The organism is Stenotrophomonas sp. YJH_SMC_122 (assembly GCF_059369535.1).
Map to the genome: position 1 here is coordinate 162,524 of NZ_JCAFST010000008.1, position 15,363 is coordinate 177,886.

The following is a 15,363-nucleotide window of genomic DNA, read 5'->3' on the forward strand; positions in this document are numbered from 1 at the left end:
GGAACGCTAGCACGGAATGTCGTGGCCTCCCCCGTGTCGAAGGTCAGGCCGTGGCCACCGGGCCGCGCCGCCGCCGCGCCTGTCCACCGGTACGCCGCACCTTCGGCAACCCCGACAGGCGCGGCAGCGGGAAGCGCAGCAGCGCCCACCAGGCCGCGAGCGGCATGCCGATCAGCCACATCGGCAGCCAGCCCAACCACACGCTGCTGCCACGTGCCGCTGGCCAGACCAGTACCAGCGCCAGTCCGGCCAGCGCCAGTTGCCGCACGCCACGCAGCAGGCGCGGGTCGGCGCGTTCGATGATGCGTTCAGTTGCAGGGTGACGGACGGAACGTGTGTTCATGGGCCTTCTCCGGTAGACAATGCAACACAGCTTGGGCAAGCCCCTTCTCACAGATTGCGACACCATTGACGGATCGCGCACGCTCAGTCGACCATGCTCAGGCAAAGCCCTCCTGAGCCCGCTCCCGCATGACTTCGATCCGCCCGCTCTGCGCCGTGTTGCTGGCCCTGTCCCTGGCGGGCCCCGCCATGGCGGTCGGTGAGCCGCCATCGCCCCGTGCCAGCGCCCCGCGCGCCGATCCGGATGCCCCGATCGACCTCAAGCGCTTCATGGGCACCTGGTACGTGATCGGCCGCGTGCCGAACTTCATCGAACGCGGGCACGTCGCCAGCGTCAACGAGTACGAGTTGCGCGATGAGCACAAGGTCGGCATCACCTACCGCTACCGCGACGGCTTCGGCGAACCCCTGCAGGAGATCCGCGCACGCGCCAGCGTCGACCCGGACAGCGGCAACCACGGCTGGCGCACCTGGTTCTACCGCGTGGTGCCGACCCACTCTCGGGTGCTGGACGTCGCCCCGGACTATTCGTGGGCACTGATCGGCTACCCGGGCCGGGAGATGGCCTGGATCTTCTCGCGCACGCCGGACATGGACAAAGCCCTGTACAAGGAGCTGGCCGAGCGCCTGCGCGACGAGTACGGCGTGAACACCGACAAGCTCAAGCGCGTGCCGCAGCATCCGGAACAGGTCGGCAAGCTGGGCTACGAAGTACCGAACGCGCGTTGACCGCACGTGGAATTGCCGGCCAGCGGCCGGCACTACCGTTTTTTCCCGGCAATCGGGTAGAGCCGGCCGCTGGCCGGCTGCCGCCCGGCATTCTGCTATCTGCGGCTGTAATGCGCGACCAGGCGGTCGCCAAGCATCTGCAGCAGCTGCACCAGCACCAGCAGCAGGACCACGGTGACCAGGGCGACGTCGGTGTGCGAACGCTGGTAGCCGTCGCGGAACGCCAGGTCGCCAAGGCCGCCCGAGCCGATCGCACCGCCCATCGCGGTGAAGCCGATCAGGGCCACGGTGGTGACGGTGGCACCGGCGATCAGGCCGGGACGCGCTTCCGGCAGCAGCACGCGGGTGACCAGCTGCCAGGTGGTGGCGCCCATCGCCTGGGTCGCCTCGATGACGCCTCGATCCACTTCGCGCAGCGCGGTCTCGACCAGGCGCGCATAGAACGGCGCTGCGCCGATCACCAGCGGTACGATCGCGCCGCGCACGCCCAGCGAGGTTCCCATCAGGAACAACGTGACCGGGATCAGCACGATCATCAGGATGATGAAGGGCACCGAGCGCAACAGGTTCACCACCAGTGCCAGCGCGCCATAGGCGAACGGCCTCCGCTTCATCTGTGGTGCGCCGAACAGGTACAGCAGCACGCCCAGCGGCAGGCCGATGGCGAGGGTCAGCGGCAGCGAACCGAGCAGCATCAGCAGCGTGTCGAGGGTGGCCTGGCCGATGTCGGCCCACTTGCCCGCATCCAGGTGGCGGAAGAAGCCGCCAGCAGCAGCAATGATCATCGACGCAGCTCCTCGACGTGCACGCCGGCGGCCACGAAGGCAGCCTGCGCGGCGGACTGGTCGCCGCCCACCAGGGCGACCACCAGCTGGCCATATGGGGTGTCCTTGATCCGGTCGATACGGCCGGACAGGATGTTGTAGTCAACCCCGGTCTGCCGCGCGACGCTGCCGAGCAGGGGTTCGTAGGTGTCGCCACCGAGGAAGGTCAGGCGCACGATACGGCCGCCAACGGCATCGAAATCACGGTGCAGCGCCCCCTCGTCCACATGCTCCGACTCGCTGACGAAGCGGCGCGTGGTCGGATGCTGCGGGTGCAGGAACACCCGGGTGACCGGACCGGTTTCGACCATCTGGCCGGCATCGAGCACCGCAACGCGGTCGCAGACACGGCGGATCACGTCCATCTCATGGGTGATCAGCACGATGGTCAGGCCGAGCTCGCGGTTGATCTTTGACAGCAGCGACAGCACCGATGCAGTGGTCTGCGGGTCGAGCGCACTGGTGGCCTCGTCGCACAGCAGGATCTGCGGACGGGTCGCCAGTGCGCGGGCGATGCCGACGCGCTGCTTCTGGCCACCGGACAGCTGCGCCGGATACTTCTGCGCATGCGCTTCCAGGCCCACGGTCTGCAGCAGCTCGGCCACGCGCGCGTCGATTTCCGTCTTCGGCGTGCCGGCCAGTTCCAGCGGGAAGGCGACATTGCCCGCCACCGTGCGCGAGGACAGCAGGTTGAAGTGCTGGAAGATCATGCCGATGCGCCGGCGCAGCGCGCGCAGGCCGTCCGCGTCCAGCGCGGTGACATCCTCGCCACCGATCAGCAGCCGGCCACCGCTGGGTTCTTCCAGGCGGTTGATCATGCGGATCAGGGTCGACTTGCCGGCGCCGGAATGGCCGATGATGCCGAAAACCTCACCGGCCTCGATGGTCAGGTCCAACGGTTGCAGCGCGCTGATCTCGCGGCCGGCAACGGCATAGGATTTGTGCAGGCGCTGGAACTCGATCACGGGCGTGGCTCACCGGCTGGGTGACGGAAGGGGGCGTGCAGCCTACCAGCGCAGGCGGTCGCGCGCCCGCGCCATGGGCCAGAATGTTATTCCTTTTGGTTCTAAGCCGCTGCCCACGGTAGTGCCGGCCGCTGGCCGGCACCTGCAGCAGTGCCTCCGGCGCAAGGGGTTGCCGGCCGACCCTACCCCGGCTCAGGGGTGGTCCAACGGCTTCGGCGGCTCCTGCCGGTTCACCCGCTCACGGTGCAGCAGGTAAAGCCCCGAAGCCACGATGATCGCCGCGCCCACCCAGGTATAGCCATCGGGCAGCTGACCCCAGAAGGCCAGGTCCCAACCGATCACCCAGACCAGCCCGCTGTACTCCAACGGCGCGATCATCGAGGCCTCGCCCAGCTGGAAGGCCTTGGTCAGGGCGATCTGGCCCAGTGCCCCGGCCAGGCCCATGCCGGCAATCAGCGGCGCATGCGCCAGCTGCAGCGGCACCCAGCCGGGAAGGGCCAGCAGGCCGGCACCGATGGCCATGATCACCAGGAACCAGACCACCATCGACTGCGAGGTATCGGTGCGGGTCAGCAGGCTGACCGTGATCGCCGCAATGGCGTAAGCGGTGGCCGCGGCCAGCACCATCAGCCCCGGCACCGAGATGAAGCCATCGACGCCCGGCCGCAGCACCACCAGCACGCCGACCAGGCCGATACCGATGGCGACCCAGCGCCGTGGCCCGACCCGCTCGCCCAGCAGCGGCACCGACAATGCGGCAATCAGCAGCGGGGCAACGAAATAGATGGTGTAGGCAGTGGACAGCGGCAGGTCGCGCAGCGCGAACACGAAGCAGCCGATCATCGCCATGCCCAGCGCACCACGCAGCAGGTGCAGCCCCCAGCGGCGCGGCACCAGCGAACGCGGCCCGGCGCTGGCCAGCACCCAGACCAGCACGAACGGCAACGAGGCCGCGCCGCGCAGGAAGGTTACTTCCAGCGTGGGATAGCTGGTCGACAGCTGCTTCATGCCAGCATCCATCAGCGAGAAGCAGGCGACCGCAGCGACCATCCAGGCCACTGCGCGCGAGGGGGAGCGTTGCACGTTCATGGCCCATTATCGCCCGGTCGTCGCTTTCTGTAGAGCCGAACCCGCGCTCGGTTCTACAAAGGGCGGGCATGGGGTCCTCGCGATAGAATGGCTGCCACTGAATCCTGCGGAGCATCGCCCATGCCTTCCTTCGACGTCGTGTCCGAAGTCGACACCCACGAACTGACCAACGCCATCGACCAGGCCAACCGCGAACTGGCCACCCGCTTCGATTTCAAGGGCGTGGATGCCAAGTTCGAACGCGATGGCGATGTGATCAACCAGTTCGCGCCGACCGAATTCCAGCTCAAGCAGATGAACGACATCCTGCGTGCACGCCTGGCCGCGCGCGGCATCGATGTGCTCAGCCTCGAATTCGGCGACATCGAGACCAACCTGGCCCAGGCCCGGCAGAAGATCACCGTCAAGCAGGGCATCGAGCAGAAGGTCGCCAAGAAGATCGCCGCTGCACTGAAGGAGGCCAAGCTGAAGGTTGAAAGCCAGATCAACGGCGACAAGCTGCGCGTGCAGGGCAAGAAGCGCGATGACCTGCAGGACGCCATCGCGGTGCTCAAGGCCGGCAAGTTCGAGCTGCCCCTGCAGTTCAACAATTTCCGCGATTGATCTGACCGCCGGGCAGGGCCGGCGCCGGCACCTGCGGTACCACGGCGCGTTGCAAGCGACGCGCCTACAATGTCCGCCCCGCCAGCCGACGTGCCCGCCATGACCGACGCCCAACTGCCCACCGAGGACCCGATCGTCGCCACCCGCCTGTGGCTGGAACGCATCGTCATCGGCCTGAACCTGTGCCCGTTCGCCAAGGCGGTCTACGTGAAGGACCAGGTCCGGATCGTGCTGAGTGATGCGACCACGCCGGAAGCGCTGGTCGAGCAGTTGGCCGAGGAACTGGTCCTGCTGCGCGATACGCCGGCCAAGCAGATCGACACGACGCTGATCGTGCACCCGCAGGTGCTGACCGACTTCCTCGACTACAACGACTTCCTCGACAACGCCGACGCGGCGATCGAGGCGCTGGACCTGCAGGGCATCCTGCAGGTGGCCAGCTTCCATCCGGACTACCAGTTCGAAGGCGTGGCGGCGGACGATGCCAGCAACTACACCAACCGCTCCCCCTTCCCCACCCTGCACCTGCTGCGCGAAGACAGCGTGGCGCGCGCGGTGGACGTCTATCCGGATCCGGACGTGATCGTCGAGCGCAACATCCAGACCCTGGACCGCATCGGCGTGGACGGCTGGCATCGCCGCCTGCGTGGCGAAGACCTGTCGTGAGCACGGTGCCGCCGATTGCCACTTGGCCGGCCGCGCCGCTGTCGGGCAAGGTGGTGCTGGTCACCGGCGGCGCCAACGGCATCGGCCGTGGCATCGCGCAGGCCGTGCTCGGCGCCGGTGGCCGCGTGTTGATCGGCGACCTCGACGTGGAGGCCGGCGAGGCGTGCCTGGCGGAATGGCAGCGTGGTGAGGACGCCGTGTTCCAGCGCCTGGACATCACCGACGAAGCCAGCGTGCGCGCCTTCATCGCCGTGGCCCTGCAGCGTTTCGGCCGCATCGACGGGCTGGTCAACAACGCGGGGATTGCCAGCCCGCACGGCACGCTGCTGCAGGACATGGACTGGGACGAGTGGCAGCGCCGGCTGTCTTCGCTGCACGGCGCGTTCCTGTGCAGCAAGCATGCGTTGCCCGCGCTGACCGCCAGCGCCGCCGGTGCGATCATCAACATCGCCTCGACCCGCGCCTGGCAATCCGAAGCACACAGCGAAGCCTATGCCGCAGCCAAGGGCGGACTGGTGGCATTCACCCATGCGCTGGCGATCAGCAGCGGCCCGGCGGTGCGGGTGAACAGCATCAGTCCGGGTTGGATCGGCACCTGCGAGTGGCAGGCACCCTCACGGCGACACGCACCGGAGTATTCGGCCACCGACCATGCGCAACACCCGGTCGGCCGCGTCGGCCAGCCGGAGGACATCGGTGCGTTGGCCGTGTACCTGCTGTCATCACTGTCCGGTTTCAGCACCGGCCAGGATTTCATCGTCGACGGCGGCATGACCCGGAAGATGATCTACGCCGAATGACCCGCCACCGGTAGTGCCGGCCGCTGGCCGGCATTCCGGTAGGTCCACGCCATGCGTGGATGGCGGTGAAGTGCCAACCAAGGTTGGCACCTGCCCGATGCCTTACGCCATGCCCGAGTGGCGCAGCAACGCATCGATCTGCGGAGCACGGCCGCGGAAGGCCTTGAAGTTGTCCGCCGCCGGGCGGCTGCCACCGCGCGACAGGATCTCATCACGGAAGCGTGCACCGGTTTCAGCCAGTGCCTGCGGCGCTTCCTCGAAGGCGGCATAGGCGTCGGCGCTGAGTACCTCGGCCCACTTGTAGCTGTAGTAACCCGCGGCGTAACCGCCCGCAAAGATGTGGCTGAACTGGTGCGGGAAGCGGTTCCAGGCCGGCGGGTGGTTCACCGCCACTTCCGTGCGCACGCGGTCGAGCAGCGCCAGCACGCTGTCCTGCGCTGGTTCGAACTGGCTGTGCAGCAGCATGTCGAACAGGCCGAACTCCAGCTGGCGGACGGTGGCCATGCCGCTGTGGAAGTTGCGCGCGGCCAGCATGCGCTCGTACAGCGCGCGCGGCAGCGGCTCGCCACTGTCCACGTGCGCGGTCATCGCCTGCAGATGGTCCCATTCCCAGCAGAAGTTCTCCATGAACTGGCTGGGCAGCTCCACCGCATCCCATTCCACGCCGTTGATGCCGGCCACGCCCAGTTCGCCGATGCGGGTCAGCAGCTGGTGCAGTCCGTGGCCCATCTCATGGAACAGCGTGGTCACTTCGTTGTGGCTGAAGGTGGCCGGCTTGCCGTTGGCACCCCGGCCGAAGTTGCACACCAGGTAGACCAGCGGCGTCTGCACGCTGCCGTCGGCGCGCACGCGACGGTTGCGGCAGTCATCCATCCACGCCCCGCCGCGCTTGCCCTCGCGTGCGTACAGGTCCAGGTAGAACTGGCCGACCAGCGCGCCCTGCGCATCGACCAGGCGGAAGAAGCGCACATCCTCGTGCCACACCGGCGCGCTGTCCTCCTGCACGCGCAGGCCGTACAGCTGCTCGATCACCGAGAACAGGCCGCCCAGCACCTTCGGCTCGGTGAAATACTGCTTCACCTCCTGCTCGGAATAGCTGTAACGCGCCTGCTTCAGGCGGTCGGCGGCGAAGGGCAGGTCCCAGGCCTGCAGGCTGTCGATGCCGAGCTGTTCGCGCGCGAACTGCTCCAGTTCGGCGCGGTCCCTGGCGGCGAACGGCTTGGCGCGCGAGGCCAGGTCACGCAGGAAACCGAGCACTTCGGCCGGGTCCTGCGCCATCTTGGTCGCCACCGAATAATGGCCGTACGAGTCGAAGCCGAGCAGCGCAGCCAGTTCGGCGCGCAGGGCAAGGATGCGGTCGATGTTGCCGCTGTTGTCCAGTGCGTCATCGCCGAATTCGGACGCACGCTGGGCGCTGGCGCGGTACAGGATCTCGCGCAGGTCGCGGTCCTCGCCCCAGGTCTGCACCGGCAGGTAGCACGGCATCTGCAGGGTCAGTTTCCAGCCGGCCTTGCCGTCCTTCTGTGCTGCGGCATGCGCGGTGGCCTTCACGTCTTCCGGCAGGCCCTTCAGCCGCGCTTCGTCTTCGATGATCAGCGACCAGGCATCGGTAGCGTCGAGCACGTTCTGCGAGAACTTCGCCGACAGCGCCGACAGTTCTTCCTTGATCGCAGCAAAACGCTGCTGCGCCTCGGGCGCCAGCTCGGCGCCGCCCAGGCGGAAGTCGCGCAGGGTGTTGTCCAGCACCTTGCGCTGGGCTTCATCGAAATGCGCCGCCTCCGGGCTGGCGGCCAGCGCCTGGTACTGGCGGTAAAGCGCCAGGTTCTGCCCCAGCGCACTGGCGAAGCGGGTCACCCGCGGCAGATTGCTGTTGTAGGCCTCGCGCAGCTCCGGGGTGTTGACCACGCCCTGCAGGTGGCCCACCAGGCCCCAGGCGCGCCACAGGCGCTCGGTGGCATCGTCCAGCGGGGCGACGAAGGTCTCCCAACGCACCGGCTGCACCTGCTCGGCTGCGCTGACGGCGGCTTCGGCCTCGGCCAGCAGCACATCCAGCGCCGGCGCCACGTGCTCGGGGCGGATCGCCTCGAAGCGCGGCAGGCCGGAAAAATCGAGCAGGGGGTTGGCAACGGTCACGGCAGGTCTCCAGGGTACGGGCCCGGCAGGCGGGCAGCCCGGTAGATATGGCGCTGCCAGGCACCGCTGACAAGGGGGCACGGCATTCACATCGGCCTTACGCGCGCCCCCCGAAGCTCTGGATGCGGGGGAGTCCGCAGCGGCACGTACCGAACGAGGCCCCACATGGAAGGTCTGGCTGCAGTTGCATCCGCCTCACCGGCGCGGTCGCTGGCACTGTCTGCCAGCGCGGCCGAACTGGCCTGGATCGCCGCGCTGTGCGATGCCGGCGACGACGCCCCGCGCCACCTGCAGCAGTTGCAGGCGGTGCTGCAGCAGGGCGGCACGTTCAATGAAAGCCAGGAGTGGTACCCGTTCGAAGTGGTCGAGCGCGGCGCCAGCCAGCTGCAGCTGGGCCATGAGCGCGAGTTCGTGATCTGCGTGCTGCTGTGGTTGCAGGCATTGGCCCAGGGCCGCGCCAGCATCCTGGATCCCACCCTGCACCTGGATGACCGCGCGATGGACATCGAGGCGTTGCCCGATGCACTGCGCGACGCGGTGCTCGACGCCTTCACCGCAGCGGGCTACTGAGACACCGTCGCGGACGCCGGCATGGCCCGGCGCGAGCGTCGTCCGTACTACAGCGCTTCCAGGCTGCACCACGGCAGCTCGGGCAACCCCTGCCCGGCCACCGCAGCGGCCAGCTGCACATCGGCGCCGTCGACATCGATGCCCTGGCGCACGTACCACGCCGGGTCGTAATAGCTCTGCGCATAGCGCTCGCCACTGTCGCACAGGATGCTGACGATGCTGCCCTGATGGCCCGCCTCGCGCATCCACTGCGCCGCCTGCAGCACACCGATGAAGTTGGTGCCGGTGGAGCCACCGACACGGCGGCCGAGCTGGCGGCTGACATGGCGCATCGCGGCCAGGCTCAGCGCATCGGGCACCTTCACCATCGCATCGACACTGGTCGGGATGAAGCTCGCCTCTACCCGCGGCCGGCCGATGCCTTCCACGCGCGAGCCACCGCTGCAGGTCAGGTCGCGCCAGTCCTGCTCACCGGCCACGGCGGCTTTGTAGCCATCGAAGAACACCGACACTTCCGGGTCCGCGCACAGAATGCGGGTGTCATGACGGCGGTAGCTGACGTAGCGGCCCAGGGTGGCGGCGGTACCGCCGGTGCCGGGACTGCACACGATCCATTCCGGAACCGGGCTGGGCTCTTCGGCCATCTGCTTGAAGATGGACTCGGCGATGTTGTTGTTGGCACGCCAGTCGGTCGCGCGCTCAGCGTAGGTGAACTGGTCCATGAAGTGGCCACCGGTTTCACGGGCCAGCTTTTCCGAATCACAGTTGAGGTCGCAGGCACGTTCGACCAGATGGCAGCGGCCGCCTTGGAACTCGATCGCGGCGATCTTTTCAGGCGAGGTGGTGGCCGGTATCACCGCAATGAACGGCAGGCCGAGCAGGCGCGCGAAATAGGCTTCGGACACCGCCGTCGAGCCGCTGGAAGCCTCGATCACCGGTCGCCCTTCACGCAGCCAGCCATTGGCCAGCGCATACAGGAACAGCGAGCGCGCCAGCCGGTGCTTGAGGCTGCCGGTGGGATGGCTCGACTCATCCTTCAGGTACACATCGATGCCCTCGAACCCGGGCAGCGCGAGCGGGATCAGGTGGGTATCGGCGGAGCGGTTGAAATCGGCTTCGATCTTGCGGATGGCGGCGGCCACCCATTCACGCTGCGACATGGCGGGCAATCGTTGTCAGGACGGAACGGTGCGATCCGGCCATTGTACGTCGCGGTGCCGTCAGGTGCTGGCCGGTAGAATGCCCCCATCCGGCCGGCAACGGCCCTGTCTGAAGGACCTCCCCCCATGACCATTCCCGCCCTGCGCGATGTCCCCGGCGTCGCTGCCCAGGCCCCGGCCGAAACCACCGGCTTCGTGTTCAACCACACCATGCTGCGGGTGAAGGACATCACCGCCTCGCTGGACTTCTACACCCGCGTGCTCGGCTACCAGCTGATCGACAAGCGCGACTTCCCCGAGGCCCAGTTCAGCCTGTACTTCCTGGCCTATGTGCCGGCGGGCGCGGTGGTGCCGGAAGACGACAGCCAGCGCCGCGTGTGGATGGCCGGCCTGCCGGGCGTGCTGGAACTGACCCACAACCACGGCACCGAAACCCAGGACGGCGCGGTCTACCATGACGGCAACAGCGACCCGCGCGGCTTCGGCCACATCTGCGTGTCGGTGCCGGACATCGAGGCGGCCTGCCAGCGCTTCGAAGACCTGGGCGTGGCATTCCAGAAGCGCCTGACCGACGGGCGCATGAAGAACCTGGCCTTCATCAAGGATCCGGACGGCTACTGGGTCGAGATCATCGCCAACGTCTGACCCGGAAAGGGGCACAATTCCGGTAGCGCCGGGCCATGCCCGGCGGCCTTGAGCAGGCCGCGCTGCGCGCTCGCCGGGCACAGCCCGGCGCTACCGACTCCGTCCCCTTTTTCTGTGAGGTTCGTATGGAAACGATGGAACTGCACCGTGGCCGCCTGATCGACCACATCCAGCTGGTGGTGCGTGACCTGGCCGCCAGCCGCCGCTTCTACCAGGCAGTGTTCGATACGGTCGGCATCCCACTGGGCGGCGAAGGGCCAGACTTCTTCTGGGCCGACGAGCTGTTCATTTCCAGCGCCAGCAGCCGTGCCGCCGCTGGCCAGCTGACCGGCCGCCACCATCTCGCCTTCCAGGCCCGCGACAGCGCAACTGTTGATGCCTTCCACACTGCCGCGATCGCCGCTGGCGGTACCGACAATGGCGCGCCAGGCGAACGCCCCTACCACCCGGGCTACTACGGCGCCTTCGTGCTCGACCCCGATGGCAACAACATCGAAGTGGTCTATCACGGGCCGGCGAACTACAGCGCCGATTCGGTGAAGGTCACTTTCTGATATCACCGGGGCCGTGAACGAAGAAGCCGGGCAATGCCCGGCTTCTCTGCTTCCAGCGCTGTGGCCCTCAGTGGGCGGCCATGTAGATGTCCTGCAGCACCGCCTTTTCCAGTTCCAGCTCGCCCAGCAGGTTCTTCACGATATCGCCCAGGCTGAGGATGCCGACCAGGCGGGTGCCTTCGGTGACCATCAGATGACGGCGCCGCGAGTACGTCATCAACGACATGGCCTGTTTCAGCGTGGCTTCCGGCGCAATGCCCTCCAGACCGGTGGACGGCAGGCTGGAAATCACCCGGCGGCCGGCCTGCGGGCCGTCGTCGGCCAGGGTGCGCACGATGTCCTTCTCGGAAATGATGCCGACCGGGGCATCGTCCTTCATCACCACCAGCGCAGCGATCCTGTTCGCGCTCATCTTGTGGGCGGCGGCACCGATCGTGTCTTCGGCATCGATGGTGATGACAGCTTCTTTCTTGGATTGCAGGAGTTCGCGGACGTTCATTCTTGTTTCCTGGTGCAGGTCACTGAAGTCAAAAAAGTGTGCTCTTCCGATACGCCCCCTCCCCGGGAACAGACCTTTCAGCGCACGTCTGGCGCACCCGACCGCCGCTTGGAATGACTCGGCAGACGATGTGCTGCAACGCGAACGAGGCGGGTTCAATCGCTCAACCCGAACCTCGGCCAGATCGATTCTACGACTGCGACCCTCGGTCACTACCGGCATCGATAGGACAGTTCGTCGTGGGAACCAACTGACGATCCAGAGAATGGCACCGCGGCTGAAACCGCCGCTGAATACAGGCGGCTTCGCGCATTAAAGAATGATTACCTGCTGCCGACGACGGACAGAATGCCCGGCGGCTGTCCCACTTCGCACTGCGTCCGGCACAAACGAAAGGGGCCTCGCAGGCCCCTTTCGCATGCAGCATCCCACAGCTCCGGGAATGCCTTACTCCACCGTCACGCTCTTTGCCAGGTTGCGCGGCTTGTCCACGTCGGTGCCGCGTGCCAGCGCGGTGTGGTAGGCCAGCAACTGCACCGGGATGGTGTGCACGATCGGGCTGAGCACGCCGGCGTGGCGCGGGGTGCGAATCACGTGCACGCCTTCGGACGCGTTGAAGTTGCTGTCCTGGTCGGCGAACACGAACAGTTCACCGCCACGCGCACGTACTTCCTGCATGTTCGACTTCACCTTTTCCAGCAGGCTGTCGTTCGGCGCGATCACCACCACCGGCATGTCCTCGTCCACCAGCGCCAGCGGGCCATGCTTCAGCTCGCCCGCCGGGTAGGCCTCGGCGTGGATGTAGGAGATTTCCTTGAGCTTGAGCGCGCCTTCCAGCGCGATCGGGTAATGCAGGCCACGACCCAGGAACAGCGCGCTGCTCTTGCGTGCGAAACGCTCGGCCCAGGCAGCGATCTGCGGCTCCATGTTCAATGCGTGCTGCACGCTGCCCGGCAGGAAGCGCAGCTGCTCCAGGTAATCCGCTTCCTGCGCCGCGTCGATGCGGCCATGCAGCTTGCCCAGCACCACGGTCAGCTGGAACAGTGCCGCCAGCTGGGTGGTGAAGGCCTTGGTCGAGGCCACGCCGATCTCGGCACCGGCGCGGGTGTAGCAGACCAGTTCGCTGGCGCGTGGAATCGCACTTTCCGGCACGTTGCAGATCGACAGCGTGTGCTTGTGGCCCAGCGATTTGGCGTACTTCAGCGCTTCCATCGTATCCAGCGTTTCGCCAGACTGCGAGATGGTCACGATCAGATGCTTGGGGTTCGCGTAAGCCGCGCGGTAGCGGTACTCGCTGGCGATCTCCACGCTGCACGGCAGGCCGGCGATGGCTTCGATCCAGTAGCGCGCGGTCAGGCCCGAGTAGTAGCTGGTGCCGCAGGCGATGATCTGCACGCCCTCGATGCCCGACAGCACCGCTTCGGCGTTCTTGCCGAACAGCTCGGCCGGGAAACCACCGGCATCGATCGCCGCCTCAATGGTGTCGCCCAGCGCGCGCGGCTGCTCGTGGATTTCCTTCTGCATGAAGTGGCGGTACGGGCCCAGCTCCAGCGATGCCAGCGACACGTCGGACAGATGCACGTCGCGCTCGACCGGCTGGTCGTGCTCGTCGAAGATGCGCACGCCATCACGCCGGATCTCGGCGGTGTCGCCCTCTTCCAGGAAGATCACCTTGCGCGTGGCCGAGATCACGGCCGAGACGTCGGAGGCAACGAAGTTCTCGCCCTCGCCCAGGCCGACCAGCAGCGGGCAGCCCATGCGCGCGCAGACGAAGCGCTCCGGCTCGGCGCGGCTGACCACGGCCAGCGCGTAGGCACCGGTCAGCTCCTTCACCGTGTGCTGCAGCGCCACCAGCAGGTCGTCGCCGGCCTTCAGGTGATGGTGGATCAGGTGCGCGATGACTTCGGTATCGGTCTGCGATTCAAACGTGTAGCCCAGCGCGCGCAGCTTCTCGCGCTGCTCTTCGTGGTTCTCGATGATGCCGTTGTGCACCAGCGCCACACCGTGGCTGATGTGCGGGTGTGCATTGGCCTCGGTGACACCGCCGTGGGTGGCCCAGCGGGTGTGGCCGATGCCCAGCACCGCATTGAAGCCCTCGGCCTCGGCCGCCGTGGCCATTTCCGACACTCGACCGGTACGACGGACGCGACGGACTTCGGGGCGCTCGGCGTGGTCGATCACCGCGATGCCCGAGGAGTCGTAACCACGGTACTCGAGCCGCTTCAGGCCTTCGATCAGTACCGGCACCACATCGCGATCGGCGATTGCACCCACGATTCCACACATGTCACGCGATTCCTTGGAGACGATCGGCGCATTCTAGCCCGGCTGCCCGGCTTCCCCCTCCTGTCCGCTTAATGAAAGTGTCCGGAAAGGTGTCCGCGGACACCCGGACACTTTCCCGAGACTCCCAACTCATTGACCTGAAAGGAAATAAAGTTGGCACGCTACGTGCTTCGTATCGGCTACCACCGTCAGGCACGCACCCGATGATCCGCGACACTTCCGCACAGGACCAGATCGTTTCCTCCGCCCCGGCCGGCACCACCCGCGCAAGCTGGCACCGCTACCGCTGGCCGGCGCTGGGCGCCATCGCGCTGCTCGCCGGCATCGGCTGGGCGGTCCATGCCTGGTCCAATGCCAGCCGCTCCTTCGACAGCAGCCGCGTGCGCATCGCCGAGGTGAAGCGCGGCGACCTGGTCCGTGACATCGCTGCCGACGGCCGCGTGATCGCCGCCAACAGCCCGATCCTGTACGCGATCTCGGCCGGTACGGTGGACCTGAAGGTCGTCGCCGGTGACGTGGTCAAGAAGGGCCAGGAGCTGGCGATCATCGACAGTCCGGAACTGCGCAGCAAGCTGGCCCAGGAACAGGCAACGCTGGCCGGCCTGGAAGCCGAGGCCAGCCGCGCCTCGCTGGACGCGACCCTGGCCCGTGCCAGGTCACGCAAGGAAACCGACCAGGCCACCATCGAACGTCAGGCCGCCGACCGCGACCTGCAGCGCTACCAGCGCGGCTACGACGGCGGTGCGGTGCCGCAGATCGACCTGGCCAAGGCCAAGGACTCCCTGAAGAAGGCCGACATCGCCCTGGCCAATGCCACCACCGACGCGCGTCTGCAGAGCCAGGGCGCCGACCTGGATGCCCGCAACAAGCGCCTGCTGGCCGACCGCCAGAAGGCCGTGGTGGCCGAAGTGCAGCGCCAGGTCGATGCACTGACCCTGCGCGCCCCGTTCGATGGCCAGGTCGGCCAGGTCCAGGCGGTGCAGTCCACCAACCTGGCCGCCAACGCGCCGGTGCTGGGCGTAGTCGACCTGTCCAAGTTCGAGGTCGAGATCAAGGTGCCGGAGAGCTTCGCCCGCGACCTGGCGATCGGCATGCCTGCACAGCTGACCGGTGGCAACGGCCAGCCGTTCCCGGGCGAGATCAGCGCGGTATCACCGGAAGTGGTCAACGGCGAGGTCAACGCCCGCGTGCGCTTTGCCAGCGCGCAGCCGGAAGGCCTGCGCCAGAGCCAGCGGATGTCGGTGCGCGTGCTGCTCGATACCCGCAAGGATGTGCTGAAGGTCGAGCGCGGCCCGTTCGTCGAACAGGGCAACGGCATGGCCTACGTGATGGATGGCCGCACCGCCGTGCGCCGTCCGGTGGAACTGGGCGTCAGCAGCCTGGGCGAAGTGGAAATCAAGTCGGGCGTGCAGCCGGGCGACCGCATCGTGGTCTCCGGCAGCGACCTGTTCAAGGACGCCGAACGCGTCTCCGTCAACTGATACCTGATACCTGAATC

The 15,363-nt window shown here is 67.1% G+C and carries 16 protein-coding genes; 8 read left to right on the top strand and 8 right to left on the bottom strand.

The window, feature by feature from the left end:
* Positions 1-43: 43 nt before the first annotated feature.
* Positions 44-343, bottom strand: coding sequence for a hypothetical protein (locus AC5P66_RS12740; RefSeq protein ID WP_164284256.1), 300 nt, complete (start codon positions 341-343; stop codon positions 44-46).
* A gap of 128 nt (positions 344-471) precedes the next feature.
* On the opposite strand from AC5P66_RS12740, the gene AC5P66_RS12745 reads away from it, so the two are divergent.
* Positions 472-1,071: a lipocalin family protein gene (locus tag AC5P66_RS12745; RefSeq protein ID WP_049438993.1), complete on the top strand. Its 600-nt coding sequence runs from the start codon at positions 472-474 to the stop codon at positions 1,069-1,071.
* 95 nt (positions 1,072-1,166) lie between these two features.
* Here AC5P66_RS12745 and AC5P66_RS12750 read toward each other — a convergent pair whose 3' ends face one another.
* The 3 genes from AC5P66_RS12750 to AC5P66_RS12760 form a co-directional block, all read right to left on the bottom strand.
* Positions 1,167-1,856: a methionine ABC transporter permease gene (locus AC5P66_RS12750; protein WP_111096772.1), complete on the bottom strand. Its 690-nt coding sequence runs from the start codon at positions 1,854-1,856 to the stop codon at positions 1,167-1,169.
* Positions 1,853-2,860: a methionine ABC transporter ATP-binding protein gene (locus AC5P66_RS12755; RefSeq protein WP_033834529.1), complete on the bottom strand. Its 1,008-nt coding sequence runs from the start codon at positions 2,858-2,860 to the stop codon at positions 1,853-1,855. Before AC5P66_RS12755 ends, AC5P66_RS12750 begins: the two co-directional genes overlap by 4 nt.
* Positions 2,861-3,052: 192 nt before the next feature.
* A complete protein-coding gene (locus AC5P66_RS12760) occupies positions 3,053-3,949 on the bottom strand; it encodes a DMT family transporter (RefSeq protein WP_495216394.1) in 897 nt (298 codons plus the stop codon).
* Between the two features lie 120 nt (positions 3,950-4,069).
* On the opposite strand from AC5P66_RS12760, the gene AC5P66_RS12765 reads away from it, so the two are divergent.
* From AC5P66_RS12765 to AC5P66_RS12775, 3 genes are all read left to right on the top strand, one after another.
* On the top strand, positions 4,070-4,552 hold the full coding sequence (locus AC5P66_RS12765; protein WP_049411069.1) for a YajQ family cyclic di-GMP-binding protein: 483 nt from the start codon (positions 4,070-4,072) through the stop codon (positions 4,550-4,552).
* Positions 4,553-4,651: 99 nt separating this feature from the next.
* Positions 4,652-5,218: a DUF1415 domain-containing protein gene (locus AC5P66_RS12770; RefSeq protein WP_495216395.1), complete on the top strand. Its 567-nt coding sequence runs from the start codon at positions 4,652-4,654 to the stop codon at positions 5,216-5,218.
* The gene (locus AC5P66_RS12775; RefSeq protein WP_049411075.1) at positions 5,215-6,018 is read left to right on the top strand and encodes an SDR family oxidoreductase; all 804 of its coding nucleotides are present in this window, start codon (positions 5,215-5,217) and stop codon (positions 6,016-6,018) included. Before AC5P66_RS12770 ends, AC5P66_RS12775 begins: the two co-directional genes overlap by 4 nt.
* 102 nt (positions 6,019-6,120) lie before the next feature.
* Here the strand turns inward: AC5P66_RS12775 and AC5P66_RS12780 are convergent, their stop codons facing one another.
* The gene (locus AC5P66_RS12780) at positions 6,121-8,151 is read right to left on the bottom strand and encodes a M3 family metallopeptidase (RefSeq protein ID WP_099485369.1); all 2,031 of its coding nucleotides are present in this window, start codon (positions 8,149-8,151) and stop codon (positions 6,121-6,123) included.
* Positions 8,152-8,316: 165 nt separating this feature from the next.
* Between AC5P66_RS12780 and AC5P66_RS12785 the strand changes: the two genes are divergently transcribed.
* On the top strand, positions 8,317-8,721 hold the full coding sequence (locus AC5P66_RS12785; protein WP_005419475.1) for a hypothetical protein: 405 nt from the start codon (positions 8,317-8,319) through the stop codon (positions 8,719-8,721).
* A gap of 47 nt (positions 8,722-8,768) precedes the next feature.
* Here the strand turns inward: AC5P66_RS12785 and AC5P66_RS12790 are convergent, their stop codons facing one another.
* Positions 8,769-9,881, bottom strand: coding sequence for a PLP-dependent cysteine synthase family protein (locus AC5P66_RS12790; protein ID WP_495216396.1), 1,113 nt, complete (start codon positions 9,879-9,881; stop codon positions 8,769-8,771).
* A gap of 126 nt (positions 9,882-10,007) precedes the next feature.
* Here AC5P66_RS12790 and gloA point away from each other — a divergent pair, with 126 nt between their 5' ends.
* Both gloA and AC5P66_RS12800 read left to right on the top strand, forming a co-directional pair.
* The gene (gloA, locus tag AC5P66_RS12795; RefSeq protein ID WP_262223034.1) at positions 10,008-10,526 is read left to right on the top strand and encodes a lactoylglutathione lyase; all 519 of its coding nucleotides are present in this window, start codon (positions 10,008-10,010) and stop codon (positions 10,524-10,526) included.
* 125 nt (positions 10,527-10,651) lie between these two features.
* Positions 10,652-11,080 carry a VOC family protein gene (locus AC5P66_RS12800; RefSeq protein WP_005419481.1) on the top strand — a complete coding sequence of 143 codons (429 nt, stop codon included), beginning with the start codon at positions 10,652-10,654 and terminating at the stop codon, positions 11,078-11,080.
* Positions 11,081-11,147: 67 nt separating this feature from the next.
* Here AC5P66_RS12800 and AC5P66_RS12805 read toward each other — a convergent pair whose 3' ends face one another.
* On the bottom strand, positions 11,148-11,579 hold the full coding sequence (locus tag AC5P66_RS12805) for a CBS domain-containing protein (RefSeq protein ID WP_005411115.1): 432 nt from the start codon (positions 11,577-11,579) through the stop codon (positions 11,148-11,150).
* A gap of 447 nt (positions 11,580-12,026) precedes the next feature.
* The gene (gene glmS, locus AC5P66_RS12810; protein WP_100478792.1) at positions 12,027-13,865 is read right to left on the bottom strand and encodes a glutamine--fructose-6-phosphate transaminase (isomerizing); all 1,839 of its coding nucleotides are present in this window, start codon (positions 13,863-13,865) and stop codon (positions 12,027-12,029) included.
* 203 nt (positions 13,866-14,068) lie between these two features.
* On the opposite strand from glmS, the gene AC5P66_RS12815 reads away from it, so the two are divergent.
* Positions 14,069-15,346 carry an efflux RND transporter periplasmic adaptor subunit gene (locus AC5P66_RS12815; RefSeq protein WP_100478793.1) on the top strand — a complete coding sequence of 426 codons (1,278 nt, stop codon included), beginning with the start codon at positions 14,069-14,071 and terminating at the stop codon, positions 15,344-15,346.
* The last annotated feature ends 17 nt before the right edge of the window (positions 15,347-15,363 follow it).

What these genes read in the sequence shown, in the direction of transcription:
- AC5P66_RS12760 (WP_495216394.1), bottom strand. Translation starts at nt 3,949, where the DNA reads ATGAACGTGCAACGCTCCCCCTCGCGCGCAGTGGCCTGGATGGTCGCT.
- AC5P66_RS12750 (WP_111096772.1), bottom strand. Translation starts at nt 1,856, where the DNA reads ATGATCATTGCTGCTGCTGGCGGCTTCTTCCGCCACCTGGATGCGGGC.
- glmS (WP_100478792.1), bottom strand. Translation starts at nt 13,865, where the DNA reads ATGTGTGGAATCGTGGGTGCAATCGCCGATCGCGATGTGGTGCCGGTA.
- AC5P66_RS12815 (WP_100478793.1), top strand. Translation starts at nt 14,069, where the DNA reads ATGATCCGCGACACTTCCGCACAGGACCAGATCGTTTCCTCCGCCCCG.
- AC5P66_RS12745 (WP_049438993.1), top strand. Translation starts at nt 472, where the DNA reads ATGACTTCGATCCGCCCGCTCTGCGCCGTGTTGCTGGCCCTGTCCCTG.
- AC5P66_RS12790 (WP_495216396.1), bottom strand. Translation starts at nt 9,881, where the DNA reads ATGTCGCAGCGTGAATGGGTGGCCGCCGCCATCCGCAAGATCGAAGCC.
- AC5P66_RS12805 (WP_005411115.1), bottom strand. Translation starts at nt 11,579, where the DNA reads ATGAACGTCCGCGAACTCCTGCAATCCAAGAAAGAAGCTGTCATCACC.
- AC5P66_RS12785 (WP_005419475.1), top strand. Translation starts at nt 8,317, where the DNA reads ATGGAAGGTCTGGCTGCAGTTGCATCCGCCTCACCGGCGCGGTCGCTG.
- AC5P66_RS12765 (WP_049411069.1), top strand. Translation starts at nt 4,070, where the DNA reads ATGCCTTCCTTCGACGTCGTGTCCGAAGTCGACACCCACGAACTGACC.
- AC5P66_RS12770 (WP_495216395.1), top strand. Translation starts at nt 4,652, where the DNA reads ATGACCGACGCCCAACTGCCCACCGAGGACCCGATCGTCGCCACCCGC.
- AC5P66_RS12740 (WP_164284256.1), bottom strand. Translation starts at nt 343, where the DNA reads ATGAACACACGTTCCGTCCGTCACCCTGCAACTGAACGCATCATCGAA.
- AC5P66_RS12800 (WP_005419481.1), top strand. Translation starts at nt 10,652, where the DNA reads ATGGAAACGATGGAACTGCACCGTGGCCGCCTGATCGACCACATCCAG.
- gloA (WP_262223034.1), top strand. Translation starts at nt 10,008, where the DNA reads ATGACCATTCCCGCCCTGCGCGATGTCCCCGGCGTCGCTGCCCAGGCC.